This is a genomic window from Thermaerobacillus caldiproteolyticus, assembly GCF_015326725.1.
Taxonomy (GTDB): domain Bacteria; phylum Bacillota; class Bacilli; order Bacillales; family Anoxybacillaceae; genus Thermaerobacillus; species Thermaerobacillus caldiproteolyticus.
In genome coordinates, this window is the sequence record NZ_CP064060.1 from 3,559,584 (window position 1) to 3,577,716 (window position 18,133).

Annotated in this window: 17 protein-coding genes and 2 pseudogenes; 12 read left to right on the plus strand and 7 right to left on the minus strand. The window is 42.9% G+C overall.

Translation table 11 applies throughout. The features are described 5' to 3' along the window. The first annotated feature begins 46 nt into the window (after positions 1-46). Positions 47-640 (plus strand): TetR/AcrR family transcriptional regulator, encoded by a 594-nt coding sequence (locus ISX45_RS17890; RefSeq protein ID WP_194519561.1) that lies wholly within the window; start codon positions 47-49, stop codon positions 638-640. 62 nt (positions 641-702) lie between these two features. Here ISX45_RS17890 and ISX45_RS17895 read toward each other — a convergent pair whose 3' ends face one another. After that, positions 703-876: a type II toxin-antitoxin system antitoxin gene (locus tag ISX45_RS17895; RefSeq protein WP_181557316.1), complete on the minus strand. Its 174-nt coding sequence runs from the start codon at positions 874-876 to the stop codon at positions 703-705. A 15-nt stretch (positions 877-891) separates the two neighbouring features. Continuing rightward, on the minus strand, positions 892-1,734 hold the full coding sequence (locus ISX45_RS17900; RefSeq protein WP_194519562.1) for an SPFH domain-containing protein: 843 nt from the start codon (positions 1,732-1,734) through the stop codon (positions 892-894). A gap of 852 nt (positions 1,735-2,586) precedes the next feature. On the opposite strand from ISX45_RS17900, the gene hutP reads away from it, so the two are divergent. The 5 genes from hutP (at position 2,587) to hutG (ending at position 8,575) form a co-directional block, all read left to right on the plus strand. Then, positions 2,587-3,036, plus strand: a complete 450-nt coding sequence (hutP, locus tag ISX45_RS17905) for a histidine utilization transcription antiterminator HutP (protein WP_181557314.1) — start codon at positions 2,587-2,589, stop codon at positions 3,034-3,036. A 106-nt stretch (positions 3,037-3,142) separates the two neighbouring features. Next, positions 3,143-4,666, plus strand: coding sequence for a histidine ammonia-lyase (gene hutH, locus ISX45_RS17910; protein ID WP_194519563.1), 1,524 nt, complete (start codon positions 3,143-3,145; stop codon positions 4,664-4,666). 21 nt (positions 4,667-4,687) lie between these two features. Then, positions 4,688-6,361 carry a urocanate hydratase gene (gene hutU, locus ISX45_RS17915; RefSeq protein ID WP_194520746.1) on the plus strand — a complete coding sequence of 558 codons (1,674 nt, stop codon included), beginning with the start codon at positions 4,688-4,690 and terminating at the stop codon, positions 6,359-6,361. Between the two features lie 47 nt (positions 6,362-6,408). Then, complete coding sequence (hutI, locus tag ISX45_RS17920; protein ID WP_228485733.1) at positions 6,409-7,635, plus strand: imidazolonepropionase; 1,227 nt, start codon at positions 6,409-6,411, stop codon at positions 7,633-7,635. After that, positions 7,613-8,575: a formimidoylglutamase gene (gene hutG, locus ISX45_RS17925; RefSeq protein WP_181557311.1), complete on the plus strand. Its 963-nt coding sequence runs from the start codon at positions 7,613-7,615 to the stop codon at positions 8,573-8,575. Before hutI ends, hutG begins: the two co-directional genes overlap by 23 nt. A 122-nt stretch (positions 8,576-8,697) precedes the next feature. On the opposite strand, the gene ISX45_RS17930 is transcribed toward hutG, so the two are convergent. Further along, positions 8,698-9,126 (minus strand): DUF4395 domain-containing protein, encoded by a 429-nt coding sequence (locus tag ISX45_RS17930; protein WP_181557310.1) that lies wholly within the window; start codon positions 9,124-9,126, stop codon positions 8,698-8,700. Positions 9,127-9,389: 263 nt separating this feature from the next. On the opposite strand from ISX45_RS17930, the pseudogene ISX45_RS20375 reads away from it, so the two are divergent. The 4 genes and pseudogenes from ISX45_RS20375 to ISX45_RS17945 all read left to right on the plus strand — a co-directional run. Further along, positions 9,390-9,620, plus strand: a pseudogene (locus ISX45_RS20375) (hypothetical protein); the annotation flags it as partial. A 242-nt stretch (positions 9,621-9,862) separates the two neighbouring features. Then, on the plus strand, positions 9,863-10,072 hold the full coding sequence (locus tag ISX45_RS20380; protein ID WP_194519565.1) for a hypothetical protein: 210 nt from the start codon (positions 9,863-9,865) through the stop codon (positions 10,070-10,072). A gap of 171 nt (positions 10,073-10,243) precedes the next feature. Then, a complete protein-coding gene (locus tag ISX45_RS17940; RefSeq protein ID WP_181557307.1) occupies positions 10,244-10,951 on the plus strand; it encodes a TerC family protein in 708 nt (235 codons plus the stop codon). A gap of 65 nt (positions 10,952-11,016) precedes the next feature. Continuing rightward, positions 11,017-11,949 (plus strand): D-2-hydroxyacid dehydrogenase, encoded by a 933-nt coding sequence (locus ISX45_RS17945; RefSeq protein ID WP_194519566.1) that lies wholly within the window; start codon positions 11,017-11,019, stop codon positions 11,947-11,949. 52 nt (positions 11,950-12,001) lie between these two features. Here ISX45_RS17945 and ISX45_RS17950 read toward each other — a convergent pair whose 3' ends face one another. From ISX45_RS17950 to ISX45_RS17965, 4 genes are all read right to left on the minus strand, one after another. Then, complete coding sequence (locus ISX45_RS17950) at positions 12,002-12,724, minus strand: LutC/YkgG family protein (RefSeq protein WP_181557305.1); 723 nt, start codon at positions 12,722-12,724, stop codon at positions 12,002-12,004. Next, a complete protein-coding gene (locus ISX45_RS17955) occupies positions 12,721-14,151 on the minus strand; it encodes a LutB/LldF family L-lactate oxidation iron-sulfur protein (RefSeq protein ID WP_181557304.1) in 1,431 nt (476 codons plus the stop codon). Before ISX45_RS17955 ends, ISX45_RS17950 begins: the two co-directional genes overlap by 4 nt. A gap of 16 nt (positions 14,152-14,167) precedes the next feature. Continuing rightward, on the minus strand, positions 14,168-14,884 hold the full coding sequence (locus tag ISX45_RS17960) for a (Fe-S)-binding protein (protein WP_181557303.1): 717 nt from the start codon (positions 14,882-14,884) through the stop codon (positions 14,168-14,170). Between the two features lie 170 nt (positions 14,885-15,054). Continuing rightward, positions 15,055-15,771, minus strand: a complete 717-nt coding sequence (locus tag ISX45_RS17965) for a FadR/GntR family transcriptional regulator (protein ID WP_181557302.1) — start codon at positions 15,769-15,771, stop codon at positions 15,055-15,057. A 303-nt stretch (positions 15,772-16,074) separates the two neighbouring features. On the opposite strand from ISX45_RS17965, the gene ISX45_RS17970 reads away from it, so the two are divergent. Both ISX45_RS17970 and ISX45_RS17975 read left to right on the plus strand, forming a co-directional pair. After that, the gene (locus ISX45_RS17970; protein WP_181557301.1) at positions 16,075-17,757 is read left to right on the plus strand and encodes an L-lactate permease; all 1,683 of its coding nucleotides are present in this window, start codon (positions 16,075-16,077) and stop codon (positions 17,755-17,757) included. Between the two features lie 78 nt (positions 17,758-17,835). After that, positions 17,836-18,076, plus strand: a pseudogene (locus tag ISX45_RS17975) (heterodisulfide reductase-related iron-sulfur binding cluster); the annotation flags it as partial. Positions 18,077-18,133: the final 57 nt, after the last annotated feature.

Sequence of the window (18,133 nt, forward strand, 5' to 3'; positions counted from 1 at the left end):
AATTCATGTATAATAGCGTTATGATTGAAGTTCGAGGGGTGTCTTTATGAAGAAAAAAGCAGAAGAAAGGCGAGAACAAATTTTAAGGGCTGCTTTTCAGGCGGTTTCAGATAAAGGATACGAAACGGTTACATTACAGGATATTGCTGATTATGCAGGTGTAAGCAAAGGGGTTACGAATTATTATTTTGAAAATAAGGAAGATGTGTTTTTAAGCTTGTTAGAATGGGTGACGGATCGCATTTATCAGCATGAGTATAAGGCGGTTAGTCAGCAAACAGCAGCGGTAGAAAAATTACAGGCATACATCCATTCGGTTTTTATCGATCCGGAAAAGAATAAGAAGTTTTACAAAGTGTATCTTGACTTTATGGCTCAAGCTAGCCGAAATCCACAATATCGACAAATTAATCTCAAGTTTTATGAAAACTGTTGGAAAATAGGACGCGACATTGTTGCGCTTGGACAAAAAGAAGGAACATTTTCATCGGACATTGATGTGGATACAGCTGCAAAAATGATTCGATCAATCATCGATGGTTGTCTCATTCAGTGGTTAATGCGTGACGAGGACCAGCTTCATGAGTTTTATAAGAATACTTGCTATGATATGATTTTGAAATTTTTGCTACCTCGCTAACACTTCATATCCTCACACATAAAAACCCCCGCTCTTTACAACAGAGCAGGGGCCTTAACTTCTTATTCATCTGTTTTCTTTTTGTCTTTCTTCAAACGTCCTTCACGCCGCGCGGCATCACGCAACAAAAATTCGATATGAGCGTTTACGCTGCGAAACTCTTCTTGTGCCCAACGTTCAATGATTTCGTATAGTTCAGGGTCAATTCGTAATGGGAAGCTTTTCTTTTTTGCCATATCACTCCACAACCATTAATATAAACTTCCGGTATTAATGACCGGTTGGGTAGCGCGTTCAGAAACGATCGCGACCAATAAGTTATTGACCATATTCGCTTTTCTTTCATCATCTAACTCCAAGATTCCTTCCTTGTCAAGCTGCTCAATCGCCATTTGTGCCATGAAAACGGCTCCTTCCACAATTTTTTTCCGTGCCGCCAAAATCGCTGCCGCTTGTTGTCGCTGTAGCATGGCACCCGCGATTTCAGGGGAATACGCAAGATGGCTGAGACGAGCTTCCACCACTTCCACACCGGCAACAGTCAGCCGTTCTTGCAATTCTTTCGCTAATACTTCAGAAATCACATCGGCATTTCCTCTTAATGTAATCTCATGATTTTCAAATGTATCATAAGGATATTTCGTAGCGACATGACGAATGGCTGTTTCACTTTGAATTTCGACAAACTTTTCATAATTTTCTACATCGAAAATGGCTTTTGCCGAGTCGATGACCTTGAATACGATGACCGCAGCGATTTCGATCGGATTTCCTTCGACATCATTGACTTTTAGCGTGCTGCTGTTAAAGTTGCGAACACGGAGAGAAACGGTTTGGCGAATTGTTAATGGAATTGTAAGAAATAATCCACTATCACGAATGCTGCCTAAATAACGGCCAAAAAATGTTACGACTTTTGCTTGATTAGGCTGAACGATCGAGATGCCACTTGCTAATATCATGGCCAATACAATAGATAAAGCAGCGATACCGATTGCTTCATGGAGAATGCTCAGTATTGCCCCTCCTAATAAAGCTGCAATGAAGATAATCCCAACAAAACCGTTGATATACCACGCTTTTGTTTCTTTCATAGTACCCCCACCTTAACATCAATTTTATATCATTATGATATCATTATTTCAAAAATATGTAAATAGTAAATGAGCATTCAAAGCAAAATTTTTATGGGAGGTAGAAGTAATTGCTTTTGTTGCAGGTATTATATTAAAAAAGCCGAGAGACTTATCTCTCGGTTATAAAACGATTGCTTTGCGATTTTTGCAGGAATGATTGGTACCCATAAATAATAACGGCATACGAAAGAAAGGAAAGAAAAACATGGATAGGTTTAAAGTTGACTAATTTATATACTTTGAGTCGTTGAAAGAGAGCTGTTAAAGGATAGGCGAATGTGTAATCCATCATTGCATTGGTTATAAGGTATAAACAAAACTTACCGTACGTAAAATGAAAAATCCATATGGTTCCTACGAAAAAAGGACCAAAAATAAAGCTTAAATCGTTCGTAATTTTTCGTTTCATGCTTCCTTGCACTGTCCACCATTTATATGGAATCGACAACATGCTCATCAATACTACCAATAATGACGTAAAGAAGGACACGGGAAGAAATCTCTTTAAAGAGTTTTTTGGTAAAAAGAAAACGGTAGACCAAGACAAAATGATAAGACTTGCTCGGATGAAAGTCGGTAACATTCTCAGTTTCTCCTTCCTTCTCTTATACCATTATGTTGTCAAGAAAAAGCAGTATTATTCTTGCGTATGCAAACAACATAGCTAATTGCTGCTTTAGTTTATTACCAAATCACCATATTAATTTTCTAAAATATGGCAAAAAATTGTTGACAATAAAAAAGTCAAACCATACAATAACAATAAGCTAATAGTTTATTTTGAAAATTACAAAAATAGGTGCGGATGTCATGCTTAAGCAAGCAAAAGGAAGAATTGGACGAAATGCGGTATTGCTCGCTATGTTGGAAGAAGAGGAAGAAGCAGAAATCACTACCCATTTAGATGCGCTAGAATGGCGCTACTGCAAAGGAAAAGTTGGCTCGATGGAACTGCAAAAGATTGTTTCTTCCATTGAAACAGCCGCAAAACGAAACAATGTGGTGAACAGCGAGCTATATCGGGAAATGCATGCATTATATCACGCGATCATTGAAGCGGTGCAAGGCGTAACGAGAGGACAAGTGGAGTTAGGAGATTTAATGAGAACGGTCGGTCTTCGTTTCGCCGTTGTGAGAGGAAAACCGTATGAAAACGACGAAGAAGGGGAATGGATCGCTGTTGCCTTGTACGGTACGATTGGCGCGCCGATTCGTGGATTAGAGCATGAGACGATTGGATTAGGAATTAACCATATGTAAAGCCTATAGTTTTTAGTTCAGTAGGAGGCTGTGTATCGCAAACAAAACATGTTGCGGATACAGCCTCCTTCTTTATTTCTCTAATGCGAGAGAGGATGTGCAGATCATGGTCGTGTTAACAGGTCATACATTAACGTTGGAAGAAGTGAAACAGGTATTGTACCGAGACGAACTTGTTATTGCCTCGAAAGAAAGTATGGAGGTGGTTGAAAGAAGCAGAGGAGCAGTCGAAGAAATCGTTGAGAATCAAAAAATTGTTTATGGCATCAACACAGGATTTGGAAAGTTTAGCGATGTGTTAATTCATGCGGACGATGTAGAAGAATTGCAATGGAATTTAATTCATTCGCACGCGTGCGGTGTGGGGGAGCCGTTTCCAGAAGTGGTATCTCGTGCGATGTTGCTTCTGCGCGCGAATGCGCTTTTAAAAGGATATTCGGGCGTTCGTCCAGTCGTCATTGAACGGTTATTAGATTTGCTGAATGCGAAAATTCATCCGGTCATTCCGCAGCAAGGATCACTTGGAGCAAGCGGTGATCTCGCTCCGCTTTCCCACTTGACTCTTGTGCTTTTGGGGGAAGGGGAAGTGTTTTACCGCGGACGTCGGCTACCGGCGATCGAAGCTCTAGCCAAAGAGGGAATCGCTCCGCTTACGTTAAAGGCGAAAGAAGGATTGGCGCTGATCAATGGAACACAAGCGATGACAGCGATGGGTATTGTCGGTTATTTGGAAGCAGAACAGTTAGCATATGAAAGCGAAGCGATTGCTGCACTAACGTTCGAAGGATTACGCGGAATTATTGACGCGTTTGATGAGCGTGTTCATTTGGCACGTGGCTATAACCAGCAAATCGAAGTGGCGGCAAGAATCCGCGATTATCTAGCAGACAGCCAACTGACGACAAGACAAGGAGAATTGCGCGTACAAGATGCCTACTCTCTTCGCTGTATTCCGCAAGTACATGGAGCGTCATGGCAAGCACTTGACTATGTGAAAGAGAAGTTGGAAATCGAAATGAATGCGGCAACGGACAATCCGCTTATTTTTGAAAACGAGGCGAAAGTGATTTCTGGAGGCAATTTTCACGGACAGCCAATTGCGCTGGCGATGGATTTTATGAAAATTGCCATTAGTGAACTAGCGAACATTTCCGAGCGTAGGATTGAACGGCTTGTGAATCCTCAACTGAACGATTTGCCGCCGTTTTTGAGCCCGGCTCCTGGACTGCAGTCGGGGGCAATGATCATGCAGTATGCAGCCGCTTCACTTGTGTCGGAAAATAAAACGCTCGCTCATCCAGCAAGCGTCGACTCCATTCCGTCTTCAGCGAATCAAGAAGACCATGTGAGCATGGGAACGATCGCGTCCCGTCACGCTTACGCGATTTTGCAAAATACAAGACGGGTGCTCGCGATTGAACTCATTTGTGCGATGCAAGCCGTGGAGTATCGCGGCGTTGAGAAGATGGGGACAAAAACGCGAATGTTTTATGAAGCCGCACGAAAGGTTGTACCATCCATCACAAAAGATCGCGTCTTTTCCAACGACATTGAAGCTACGGCGCGATGGTTGAAAACGCTTGATTGGCCCGCGTTTGTGAAAAAAATGACAACTACTAATCAGCACTAACAAAAAGGAGGAAAAATGATGATGAGCCAAACAACTTCACGCAATATTAAAGCAAAAAAGGGGCTCGAATTAGAATGTAAAGGCTGGGAGCAGGAAGCTGTTCTCCGCATGCTGTATAACAATTTAGATCCAGAAGTAGCGGAAAAACCGGAAGATCTCATTGTATATGGAGGAATAGGAAAAGCAGCGAGAAATTGGGAAGCGTTTGATGCAATTGTAAAAGCCCTAAGAGAACTTGAAAAAGATGAAACTCTTCTGATTCAATCAGGGAAACCGGTCGGCGTGTTTAAAACCCATGAGCGCGCCCCACGAGTGCTTCTTTCTAACTCTGTCCTTGTACCTAAATGGGCGTCTTGGGAGCATTTCCATGAGTTAGATAAAAAGGGATTAATCATGTACGGCCAGATGACCGCGGGCAGTTGGATTTACATCGGTACACAAGGCATTTTGCAAGGAACGTATGAAACGTTTGCGACTGTGGCGGAACAACATTTTGGTGGAACATTGAAAGGAACATTAACGCTCACGGCTGGATTAGGCGGGATGGGCGGTGCGCAACCGCTTGCGGTTACTATGAATGAAGGGGTAGTCATTGCTGTTGAAGTCGATCCAAGCCGCATTCAAAAGCGGTTAAATACGAAATATTGCGATTGCATGACCGATTCGTTAGATGAAGCACTTCTTTGGGCATATGAAGCAAAAGAAAAAGGAAAACCTCTGTCCATCGGACTTGTCGGCAATGCCGCAGAGGTTCATCATGAGTTATTAAAACGTGGAGTGAAAATCGATATTGTTACCGACCAAACATCGGCTCACGATCCACTCAATGGCTATATTCCAGCAGGAATGTCGCTGGAAGAAGCGGCAGATTTACGAAGAAAGGATCCAAATGAATATACGCGTCGTGCGAAACAAAGCATGGCAAAACATGTGGAAGCGATGCTTGAGTTTCAAAAGCGCGGTGCGATTGTGTTCGACTATGGCAATAATATTCGCCAAGTCGCAAAAGATGAAGGCGTCGAAAATGCATTCGCGTTTCCTGGATTCGTTCCCGCGTATATCCGCCCGCTTTTCTGTGAAGGAAAAGGGCCGTTCCGTTGGGCAGCGTTATCGGGAGATCCTGAGGATATTTACCGGACAGACGAATTGATTAAGGAGCTGTTTCCGGAAAACAAAGCGCTCATTCGCTGGATTGAGATGGCACAAAAGAAAGTAGCGTTCCAAGGACTTCCTGCGCGAATTTGTTGGCTCGGTTACGGTGAGCGCGTAAAAATGGGGCTTGCGATGAATGAACTAGTGCGCAAAGGGGGGATCAAAGCGCCGATTGTCATCGGTCGCGATCATTTAGATTGCGGTTCAGTTGCCTCGCCAAACCGCGAAACGGAAGCGATGAAAGATGGAAGTGACGCTGTTGGGGATTGGGCTGTATTGAATGCTCTTATTAATACAGCGGCTGGAGGTTCCTGGATTTCGTTTCATCATGGTGGTGGCGTAGGGATGGGCTATTCGTTACATGCAGGTATGGTTATTGTGGCTGATGGTACCGATTTAGCGAAAGAACGCTTAGAGCGGGTGTTAACGACAGACCCTGGCATGGGAATTATTCGCCACGCAGATGCTGGCTATGAGCGCGCCATTGAGGTAGCGAAAGAAATGAATATTACAGTCCCGATGTTAAGGGGGAAAAGTTCGTGACCAGACATTTCGATACGCTTATTGTCAATATCGGTCAGCTTCTAACGATGGAAGGAGATGGCCCAGCCAAAGGGGAACAAATGAAAACTCTCCTTCTTCTAGAACATGCGGCAGTAGGCATCAACGATGGAAAAATCGCGTTTATCGGCAAAAGCGAAGAAGCAAAAAGTTTTCATGCCAATATCGTAATCGATGCGAATGGAAAGCTTGTCACACCAGGACTTGTTGATCCGCATACCCACCTTGTTTTTGCTGGTTCCAGAGAGCATGAATTAACATTAAAACAGCAAGGTGTCCCCTATTTAGAGATTTTAAAAAGAGGCGGCGGTATTTTATCAACGGTGCAAGCGACAAGAAAAGCAAGCGAGGAAGAGCTTTTCACAAAAGCGAAGTTTCATCTTGATCGAATGTTGTCGTACGGAGTTACAACGGCCGAGGCAAAAAGCGGATATGGTTTGGATGAGGATACCGAACTAAAGCAGCTGCGGGTAGTAAAGCGTCTGCAAAACGGACATCCGGTTGATCTTATTTCGACATTTCTTGGCGCGCATGCGATTCCGCCGGAGTATAAAAACAATCCGGACGATTTTCTTGAAATGATGTTACGGTTGCTTGATACGATTCAAAAAGAAAAATTAGCCGAGTTCGTCGATATCTTTTGTGAAACAGGTGTGTTTACGGTAGAGCAGTCCCGCTCGTTTTTACAAGCGGCCAAATCGAAAGGATTTGATGTGAAGATTCATGCCGATGAAATTGAACCGCTTGGCGGAACGGAATTGGCAGTTGAATTAGGAGCGGTCAGCAGTGATCATCTTGTTGGTGCATCAGATGACGGCATCGCGCGACTTGCCGGTTCGGATACGATTGCCGTGCTGCTTCCGGGCACTTCATTTTATTTAGGAAAAGAAAAGTATGCTAGAGCGCGGGAAATGATTGAAGCAGGTGCTGCTGTGGCGCTGTCAACTGATTTTAATCCGGGCAGTTCGCCTACAGAAAACTTACAGTTTATTATGTCGCTTGCAGCATTGAAGTTAAAGATGATACCGGAGGAAATTTGGCATGCAGTGACTGTCAATGCTGCTTATGCGATCAATCGCGGAGAAGAAGCTGGACGAATCGTCATCGGCAGAAAAGCAGATATTGTGATTTGGGATGCGCCGAATTATGCTTACATTCCGTATCATTATGGCGTGAACCATGTCAACACTGTATTAAAAGCGGGGAAAGTGGTAGTAGAAAGGGGCCGAAGCGATGCAACCATTTCGGTTTCTTAAAGAATCAGGAAAAGCGGTGTTTCAAGACCGCTATGTAAAAAAAGCGAGTGAAATGTTGCATACATGGGACGGAAACCAAGCAGGGAGAATCGGTATTATCGGTGCCCCTCTGTCAAAATCGTCTATCAGTCACTCAGGGGCAGCTTTTGCTCCCGGCGCGATTCGTAAAATGCTCTCTTCCTACAGCACTTATTCCATTGAAGAAGATATTGATTTGTCAGATTCGGTGATTACCGACTATGGTGATATTGTGATGCATCCAACGGATATTGTTGAGTCGCAGAAGCGCATCGCTGAAACAATTGAACAACTTGTTGCCGTTCATCCAGATGTGTTATTCATCATCCTTGGCGGTGATCACTCCATCAGCTTTCCTGCTGTGAGTGGATTTCAGAAACACTGGAGGAAGGTCGGCGTCATTCAATTTGACGCCCACCATGATTTGCGCAATTTGGATGACGGGGGGCCGACGAATGGAACTCCGTTTCGAAGTTTAATCGAATCCGGTACGATCAAAGGGAGCCATCTTATTCAAATCGGCATTCGCGATTTTGCGAATAGTAAAACTTATACGGAATATGGAAAAAGACACGGTGTTTCTATCTATACGATGAAAGATGTTCGAAATCGAGATATAAAAGAGATTATTGAGGAAAGCGTTCAACAGCTTGAAAGAGAAGTGGATGCCATTTATATTTCGGTTGATATGGACGTTCTTGATCAAGCGTATGCACCAGGTTGTCCAGCGATTGGTCCAGGAGGAATGGACAGTGCTTCCCTATTAGATGCGGTAGCCTTATTGGGGGAATACGAGATTGTGAAAGCGATGGATATTGTCGAAATTGACCCGACAATCGATTTTCGCGATGTGACAAGCCGCACAGCCGCATGGGTAATCATGCAGTTTTTAAAGGGAAAGAAAAAAGCGGGATGGGTTTAATAAAGATATGTAGAGAGGGGCTGACTCATAAGTGTCTGACCCACAGTATTTAACGAACTAAACGCGTATTAAGTTATGGGGTCTGCCACTTTATTAGGTCAGTCCCTATTTTTTGTATGCTATCAATGATCCGAAGCTTTTTTATAGCGGTATTGTTGCCATTGATAGCGAATAAAACATCCGATACAAAACCCGAGGATGGCGACAAATGCCGCTAACGCTACCATCGCTGTGAAGATATATGCGACGACCATCCAATGAGCTAAGTAACTAATCAATCCAACCGAAAGACATACAACAGCAATAATTTGATTGAATTGCTGCTGCTCGGCATCTTCTGGGACATACTCAGAAGGATGCTTCTTTAAAAAGAATTTTGCCAAGTGCATAATGGGATTAAATCCAAAGAACAGTCCAAGCAATCCGGCACCTAACGGCAAAGCAAGCAACCATTCTTGTCCCGACAGCCATGTTGCAATAACACTTATTACAATAAACCATTGATTGGCTCTTACAAGTGGACGAGGAATAGAGCGATTGGTTTGTTTCATTTTTATTCCTACCTTTCTTATAGGATTACATAAATTCTACTACTGTTTTATGATTTTGTGAAGACGGATGAATGTCTTTGAAAAATGGAGAAAGAAAGCACCTACTAGTGTAGTGCAGCTAAAGAAGAAGGGGGGTTTTTTCTGGGGCAACCTTGGTCGTCTGAACACGTTGTTTCGCAACAGGTAGCGCGTCAGTTAATTAACGAGCAGTTTTCCAGAGTTTGAAGTTATTCATTTGAAGGAGTTAAGGGAAAGGATTTGATAATACGGTTTTTGTCGTGAATGACCCCTATGTGCTTCGTTTTTCTCACCGTGCTATTGCTGTTGATTTGCTCAAAACGGAAAATCGTGTTCTTCCACAATTAGTGCCGTACCTACCAGCTGAAATTCCCGAGCCTATCTTCATCGGAAAGCCAAGCCATATATATTCTTGGCTGTTTGCGGGATACCAAGACATCGGGAATATAAACGAATCAAACACGATTAAAATCTAATAGAGCCACTAGCGGAATTTTTACGAGTATTTCAAAATGCGAAGGAGCTTTTGTTGTCTTATAACTTATTGTATCGTCGCTTAGATATAGCAAAAAGAAAACAACAACTTGAAGCGCATATTGAACAGATAAAATTATGGGGCTATGGAATGATTATTCCGTTTTAGACAGATACGTATCTTCTCTACGTCATATTAACTATAAAAAATAGGAAAGTATTCGTTTAGGGTCGCAATTTACTAGTGAATGACGAGGGAATTTTATCCGAAGTTATAGATTGGGGCAATGTTCATATTGGTCATCCTGCTGTTGATTTGGTTATCGTTTATAGCTTTTTGCCCCAGAAAATCGAGCGTTGTTTTATGGTTATGCTGATGATGAAACAACAAAGCTCGCCCAGTTTCGAGCGGTCTATAGTTCTATTGTATTGCTTTTATACAGTCATGATTTAGGGGATACCCAAATGATAGAGACAGCGAAAGAAAGTTTGAAGTTTGCACTAATGGAAGATAGAATTGGATAAATCTCTAGGTTGCTGATGTATATCATTATAAGTTAAGATAAATATGATTTTATAAGATAGAAATAAAAATATCAGCAATTGGCGGAGAAGGAGAGTAAGAATGAATCTTTATACGCTAGGTTTGGCGATTTCCTTAGATGCATTGATAGCATTATTAAAGATTATAGCCATTGATATTGTTTTGTCCGGAGATAATGCAATTGTCATTGCTATGGCGACAAGGAGATTGCCAAATCACCAGCAAAATAAAGCGATTTTTTGGGGAACAGGCGGCGCGGTTCTGTTACGAATTTTATTTGCGGCGATTATTGTATTTCTACTAAATATTCCGTTTGTGCATTTGCTTGGCGGGCTTTTATTGCTTTGGATTGCGTACAAAGTCCTCGTCGAACACGAAGAAGAGGCGAATATTCAATCATCTGATCGTCTTTTGAAAGCGATTGGGACGATTATTTTGGCTGATGCTGTTATGAGTTTGGATAATGTCGTCGCTGTAGCCGGAGCGTCGGAAGGTCACATCGGCATGATTGCTTTTGGTGTGGCTGTCAGCATTCCGATTATGGTTTTTGGTTCAAAAGCGATTATGAAAGTGATGGAAAGATACGCATGGATCACTTATGTTGGTTCTGGAATTCTTGCGTGGACAGGTGGAAAAATGATGATGGAAGATGAAGGATTTACAAAATTTCTCCATATTCCACACGGCCCTTTGACGTATGCAATTAGTGCCGGATTAACGATTTTCGTTTTAGCGGCTGGATATATCACGAATAAAAAGGCGGAAAGTAAGGAAGAAACAATGGCATGATGAGGGATTTCTCCATTTTGGGACATCCCTTTTTTCTTTGAAAATAGTAGAGAGGAGGCGGGAATGTGCAACTTGAAAACATTTTAGTGACTGGGCGGTTGTATCAAGACATGGCACGGATGTTACAAGGAAAACAGATGAACAAGAATTTTCGCTTTGTCGAAGAAGATGAGGTTTGCCGCGATGATTTTTTTTGGGCAGATGTATATGTCGGATTTCGGCCAACTGCTTATTTTGAATTTGGCAATATCCGATGGGTGCATTCATTAGGAGCGGGTGTCGATTCCTTTTTATTTAACCGGGAGTGGAAAGAAGATGTTCTTTTGACTCGGACGATAGGCTCATTTGGTCGGCAAATTAGTGAATATTGTCTAAGTTATATATTGCGCGATTTGCAATGTCATGATGTCTACGGCTGGTATCAGTCACAGCAGCAATGGAAACCGCTTGCACCAAAGCCCTTACAGGAACAACGCATAGTGATATATGGCACAGGAATGATTGGGCAAGAATTAGCAAAGCATTTGCGCTTTTTTGGTGCACAATCGATTGGTATTTCGTTAAGCGGTCGAGCGAAGCCGCATTTTACAGATGTTGTTCCTGTTGGACGAGCGAAAGAAGTACTTCCAAAAGCAGATTGGGTGATCAGTACGCTTCCGCTCACACAGCAAACATATCGGCTGTTTAGTGAGGAGATTTTCTCCTATGTCAAAAATGCAGGTTTTATCAATGTCGGAAGAGGGGACACTGTCGATGAAGTCGCGTTATTGAATGCATTAGAGAGCCGTCATCTTCGTCTCGCCATTTTAGATGTATTCACTAAAGAGCCTTTGCCGTTGGAATCACCGTTGTGGCAGCACCCGAATGTCATTATCACGCCACATATATCCGCTTTGACGTCTCCAGAGGAAGCAGTGAGATGTTTTTTGGAGACTTTACAAAATATCGAAATGAACAAACCGCTTCATAACCGAGTTGATATTAGGAAAGGATATTAATTCATTGGCGAGTAGGTTTCGTTCACGAAGCCTAACTCGCCTGTTTCGAATTTCATCGGTCGGTGACTATAATATACGTTACCTTGACAGGCCCATGAACACCGACGACTAGGTTCATTTCAATATCAGCGGAGTTGCTGGGGCCTGTGATAAAGTTAATGCAAGAAGGGATGATGGTTCCTTTTTCTATTTGTTGATGAATATGGGCTGCTGCTTGTGTCATGCGCGGTACAATGGTGCTTTTTGCGATAATGGCGATATACGTTTTTGGTAAAAAGCTAACGGTACGTCCTTTTCCGTTGCCGCTGAGTACAACAACGGTGCCGGATTCAGCGAGGGTCATATCACTAAAAGTGATACCGACGTTCGCTTTTTCTGCGAATTCAATATTTTTCCTGCCGATGGAAGCGTTCCACACATGGACATCGACGTTTTCGTTTGGCCATTCTTTTTGCAGCAGATGAGTTAATCCATATTCGTGAAAGCGTGGATCATCCCATGTAACGACAGGGCCGCCGCCATGATGGAAGACAACGTTCTTTAATGTGGATGACAACGCATCTATCGTTGTTTCAATGTAGTCTGTATGAATGCGTGAGCACTGTGACTTCAGAGCTTCCAGCAGATCGTCTTGGCTACGGCCTTGAAACACTGTCCATTGCGGCTGATGTTTCCAACGAGGACGCGCGACATGGGAAAGCGGCTGCTGCCGTCCTAGACGGTTGGCAATTGTTTGTAAAAATTTCTCACGACCATGAATAGCACCTTTGCTCATGATTCTGGTTCTCCTTTCTTGCGGTTATGAAACCAGTCACGGAATCGTTCTTTATCCGGTGCTGGAAATTCACGAATTTCTGTCCATGCTTTTAACGGACCAGGCCCTTTGGTAATGCGATTGTCGGCCGTAAACGGATTGAGTGCGCTTGGAGCTACTTTTGAGCCGAGTTTGTAAAGAAATGATGAAGCTGCTCCTAAACCGAATGCTTTCATAGCTAATTTTTCCGAGATCGGTGCTTTTCCTTCGCGCTCGACAATGACTTGCCGATGTTTCAGCAACAATTCATGAAGCGGGATTTTCACTGGGCATGCTTCTGTACAAGCCGCACACAGCGTCGAGGCATATGGCAATTCTTTATAATCTTCGTATCCACCAAGGAGCGGAGAAAGGACCGCACCGATCGGACCGGAATAAATCGAACCATACGAGTGTCCTCCGATATGCCGATACACAGGGCAAACGTTGACGCAGGCAGCGCAGCGAATGCATTGCAATATTGGTTGAAACTCGGTACCGAGAATGTTCGAGCGGCCGTTGTCGACAATGACTAAATGAAATTCTTCCGGACCGTCTACGTCTCCTTCGTCGCGTGGACCGGTCAGAACGGTAATATAGCTCGTTAACTTTTGCCCTACGGCGCTTCGTGTTAATAAACTAACGAGAACTTCCATTTCCTCAAATGTTGGAACGATGCGCTCCATACCCATGACGGTAATTTGTGTTTTTGGGAGAGCGGTCACTAAATCAGCATTCCCTTCATTGGTGACGAGCGTAATTGATCCGGATTCCGCAATCGCAAAATTGCAGCCGGTAATGCCGACATCGGCAGTTAAATATTCGTGACGCAGCATTTCACGAGCATGAAGCGTCAGTTCTTCGGGCTTTTCTGTTTTCTTGTAATCTAGTTTTTTTCGAAACACATCGCGAATCTGTTCTTTATTTTTATGGAGTGCCGGTGCGACAATATGGGATGGCGGATCATGGTCGTCCACTTGTAAAATGTATTCGCCAAGGTCGGTTTCAATCACTTCACAGCCTGCCGCTTCTAGAACGGGATTTAAATGAATTTCTTCCGTAACCATGGATTTCGACTTGACAATTTTTTTTGCGTTCTTTTTTACAACGACATCGCGAATATATTGATTCGCTTCTTCTGCGGTTTGAGCGAAAAAAACATGCCCACCGCGTCTGGATACGTTTTCACTTAGTTGCATTAAATAATAATCAAGATGTTGTAATGTATGCTGGCGAATTTCTTCCCCTAGCGCTCGCCACTCTTCCCAATTTCCGAGTTCCGCTGCGGCTTCCAATCGTCTTGTGTGCAGCCGTTCTTGCGCTCCGGCGACGGCACCGCGCATAAAGGAGTTGTGAATGCCTGCTTCTACTCGCTCATGAAAGTTCGCTGTTCCGATTTTCATTGACATATTTTTTCGCCTCCGTTTAATGGCTGTTGAGTACTTCGGCAATATGCATTACTTTGATTGGTTTTCCTCGCCGTTCGATGCGGCCGCCAATGTTCATTAAACAGCCGCAATCCGCTCCAATTAAATAATCTACTTCTACTTCCTGGATGTGTTCGATTTTTTCATCGACCATTTGTTCAGAAATCGGTCCCATCTTCACGGAGAACGTACCGCCGAACCCACAACAGTTATGTGCATTAGGTAACGGCACAATTTCTAAGCCTTCGACATTTTTTAGTAGTTTGATAGGAGCTTCTTTTACGCCGAGCAAGCGAGTCATATGACAAGATGTATGGTAAGTGGCGCGCCCTTGTAATTTTGCCCCGACATGCTCTACTTTTAACACATCCACAATAAATTGCGTTAATTCGTATGTTTTCGCTGCTAGCGCTTTCGCTTTTGTCTCCCATTCAGGCTCCCCACGAAAAATATGCGGGTATTCTTTAAACATCGTGGCGCAAGAACCGGAAGGAGTGACGACATATTCCGCATGCTCAAATGTACGAATCATATGTTTCATCGCTTCTTTTGCTTCTTTCACATACCCGCTGTTGTAAGCAGGTTGCCCGCAACATGTTTGCGCTTCCGGAAATTCAATGTCACAGCCCAATCGTTCAAGCAACTCCACCGTTGCTTTTCCGACATTCGTATGAAATAAATCAACTAGACAGGTGGCAAATAGAGTGACTTTCATGTTTTTCTCCCTCCCCATACTGCTTGATATTGACCAATAATGAGAGTTATTGAATGTGATTTTTAGTCAACAGGTCATCAGATGACTTTGTTCATAATTATACACTTATTTTGGAAAATGGGAAGAATGATTTTTTAAACAGGAAAGCGCCCTATCGGTTGATCGGGCGCTTATGATGAGTATATGTATGGTTCAAGCACTCTTTCTACATTCGCTAAATGTTCCAACATTCGCTGTCGGGCGGCTTCTGCTTTTTTTTCTTGAATCGCTTCAAAAATTTTTCTATGTTCTTCAAGAAGCTTTTCGCTTGTTGTTTGTTTCGAAAAAAGCCAAATTCTTCTCGTTTCTCGCATTGTTTCTATCATCATTTCCGATACGTTATTCATCAGACTTACTAAAATGGGGTTTTGCGAAGCAACAGCAATGGCCATATGAAAAGCAAGATCCGCCTTTTCACCAAGTTCTTCGTTTCCAATTCCTTCTCGCATTTCACGAAGGGCTTGCTCCATTGCTTGCAAATCAGCATCGGTTCTCTTCATGGCGGCTAAGGCAGCAGCCCCCGCTTCTAGTAATTTGCGAACCTCAAGTAAATGAACGATGTCTTCTTTTTTCATTAATACAGCGATGGAAAGAGGAAAGGAAAGCATCATGGGATCAAACTCACGAACGTATGTGCCTTCTCCTTGTTTTAGCTCAATTAATCCCATCGCTTTTAAGGCTGTTAGGGCTTCGCGAATCGCCGCCCTCCCCACCTGAAACTTCTCTGCTAGTTGTTGAACGGAATCCAGTTTATCTCCAGGCTTTAACACACCGGTTTTAATCATGTGAAAAATCGCTTCTGCTACTTCTTCGTAAATTTTTTTCGGTTTAATTTGTTTGTATTCCAACGTGTTCACCTCAGCAAGAAAATTTAATTTTTATTATACACGGAACAAAATGACAATAAAAATGTTTCATCCTTAAACGAGAAAGGAGAGGGGAAAATTCAAAAAATTTAATTTTTTCTATTGTTTTTTTGGCGAATCGGTCATATAATTTGTTCAGTAATACTACTTTATTATCCGGTCATCTGATGACTAGGTGACTAAGATTTGCATATTGGTGTCGGGGAGTGATAAACGTTTGAGTGAGTAGGGGGATCGTTGTTGTGTGAAATTTTACACTGTTGAACGAAAGGAGAGGGGTTTCATATGCAGTGGAAACAAGATTTTACACCTATTTCTGATCATTTTTGGTTATCGGCGTTGGTCGCGCTTATTCCAATTTTATATTTCTTTTGGGCGTTAGCAATAAAACGAATGAAAGGGCATGTAGCGGGATTAACGACGTTGCTCATTGCTTTATTGATTTCCGTAACCGCTTACAAAATGCCGATAACCATGGCCGTTATGTCTGCCACACAAGGGGCGGTTTACGGATTATTACCGATTGGTTGGATTATTATTACTTCCGTATTTTTGTATAAATTGACTGTGAAAACCGGACAATTTGATGTGATTCGCAACTCCGTGCTGTCTATTACAGAAGACCGCCGCTTGCAAGCTTTATTGATAGCGTTTTCGTTCGGAGCGTTCCTTGAAGGTGCGGCAGGATTTGGAGCGCCGGTCGCGATTTCTGCGGCGTTGCTCGTTGGCTTAGGATTTAATCCGTTATATGCGGCAGGGATTTGTTTGCTCGCTAATACGGCACCAGTGGCCTTTGGAGCCATTGGGATTCCGATTACTGCTGTAGAAGGTCCAACCGGCATTCCCGCAATGGAAATTTCGAAAATGGTTGGTCGTCAATTACCGTTTTTATCTGTCATGATTCCTTTTTATTTAATTGTCATTATGGCTGGATTAAAAAGAACAATCGAAGTGCTTCCGGCGATTCTCGTATCAGGTATTTCCTTTGCGTTGACACAATTTGTGAGCTCCAACTTTTTAGGACCGGAATTGCCTGATATTTTATCGGCGTTAGTGTCATTGTTGGCATTGACGATTTTCCTGAAATTTTGGAAACCAAAACAGATTTTTCGTTTTCCATCAGAAGCATATTCTGAAGTAGCGGTTACGGCACAAGCTCAACTTGTTACACATACAGGAGGAGCAGTGTTGAAAGCGTGGTCTCCATTTTTAGTGCTAACTGCTTTTATATCCCTATGGGGAGTTCCAGAAGTAAAATTGGCGTTAACCGGCCATTATGAAGGAACAAATAGTCTATTAAAAGCAATCAATGTACTCGGCCATCGACTCACGTTTATGCCTGAAGTACCAGGGCTCAATAACAAGATTATTAGCACAAGTGGTCAACCGATTCCAGCTATATATAAATTGGAAGTATTAGGGGCAGCTGGTACAGCAATTTTTTTAGCAGCTGTTATAACGAAATTTATTGTTCATATCTCTTGGAAACAATGGGCAGCCACATTTGGAGAGACATTAATGGAATTAAAATTGCCGATTTTAACGATTGTTTCTGTCGTTGGATTCGCTTATGTAACCAATGCTTCAGGAATGAGCACAACACTTGGCATGGCGCTGGCGAAAACGGGGCCGTTATTTCCGTTTTTCTCACCATTTCTCGGGTGGTTAGGTGTATTTATCACAGGTTCAGATACGTCATCCAATTTATTATTTGGTAATTTACAAAAGGTAACAGCCACTTCTGTAGGAATGGACCCAGTTCTTGCGATTGCGGCGAACTCATCAGGTGGTGTGACGGCCAAAATGATTTCCCCGCAATCTATTGCCGTTGCTTGTGCTGCTGTTGGTTTAACCGGAAAAGAATCGGATTTATTTCGCTTCACGGTGAAGCATAGTATTTTCCTTATTATTTTGATTGGAATTCTTACATTCTTACAATCTAACGTGTTATCGTGGATGATTCCATAGCTGTTAGGGAGGGGACGGCGTCCGAAGAACATCATGTCTGTTCGATGGGCTCGGTCCCTTTTGCTAACGGAAGGAAATTGTGGCTCAGCAGGGATTTACAATATGTAGAGCTGTACATGTCGATGCCAATTATTGATTATAAAATGCAAAAAGTAAAAGAAACAAAAGCGACAACCATTGTTACAGCAACCCCGGCTGCCTTTTACAAATGAAATTAGGAATTGAACAGAAAGGGGTGTCTACTTGCATGTGCGCGGTGCATATAGTCGATTTTCTTATCGAAAGCGGTAGAGGCCACTTAGCATCAGAAAGAAGCTGAGCTTCTCCAAAAGCCCTCTTAAAAATCACAGGGAGCCGCATCAGACGGTCTCCCTGT

What these genes read in the sequence shown, in the direction of transcription:
- ISX45_RS17890 (WP_194519561.1), top strand. Translation starts at nt 47, where the DNA reads ATGAAGAAAAAAGCAGAAGAAAGGCGAGAACAAATTTTAAGGGCTGCT.
- ISX45_RS17895 (WP_181557316.1), bottom strand. Translation starts at nt 876, where the DNA reads ATGGCAAAAAAGAAAAGCTTCCCATTACGAATTGACCCTGAACTATAC.
- ISX45_RS17900 (WP_194519562.1), bottom strand. Translation starts at nt 1,734, where the DNA reads ATGAAAGAAACAAAAGCGTGGTATATCAACGGTTTTGTTGGGATTATC.
- hutP (WP_181557314.1), top strand. Translation starts at nt 2,587, where the DNA reads ATGCTTAAGCAAGCAAAAGGAAGAATTGGACGAAATGCGGTATTGCTC.
- hutH (WP_194519563.1), top strand. Translation starts at nt 3,143, where the DNA reads ATGGTCGTGTTAACAGGTCATACATTAACGTTGGAAGAAGTGAAACAG.
- hutU (WP_194520746.1), top strand. Translation starts at nt 4,688, where the DNA reads ATGAGCCAAACAACTTCACGCAATATTAAAGCAAAAAAGGGGCTCGAA.
- hutI (WP_228485733.1), top strand. Translation starts at nt 6,409, where the DNA reads ATGGAAGGAGATGGCCCAGCCAAAGGGGAACAAATGAAAACTCTCCTT.
- hutG (WP_181557311.1), top strand. Translation starts at nt 7,613, where the DNA reads ATGCAACCATTTCGGTTTCTTAAAGAATCAGGAAAAGCGGTGTTTCAA.
- ISX45_RS17930 (WP_181557310.1), bottom strand. Translation starts at nt 9,126, where the DNA reads ATGAAACAAACCAATCGCTCTATTCCTCGTCCACTTGTAAGAGCCAAT.
- ISX45_RS17940 (WP_181557307.1), top strand. Translation starts at nt 10,244, where the DNA reads ATGAATCTTTATACGCTAGGTTTGGCGATTTCCTTAGATGCATTGATA.
- ISX45_RS17950 (WP_181557305.1), bottom strand. Translation starts at nt 12,724, where the DNA reads ATGAGCAAAGGTGCTATTCATGGTCGTGAGAAATTTTTACAAACAATT.
- ISX45_RS17955 (WP_181557304.1), bottom strand. Translation starts at nt 14,151, where the DNA reads ATGTCAATGAAAATCGGAACAGCGAACTTTCATGAGCGAGTAGAAGCA.
- ISX45_RS17960 (WP_181557303.1), bottom strand. Translation starts at nt 14,884, where the DNA reads ATGAAAGTCACTCTATTTGCCACCTGTCTAGTTGATTTATTTCATACG.
- ISX45_RS17970 (WP_181557301.1), top strand. Translation starts at nt 16,075, where the DNA reads ATGCAGTGGAAACAAGATTTTACACCTATTTCTGATCATTTTTGGTTA.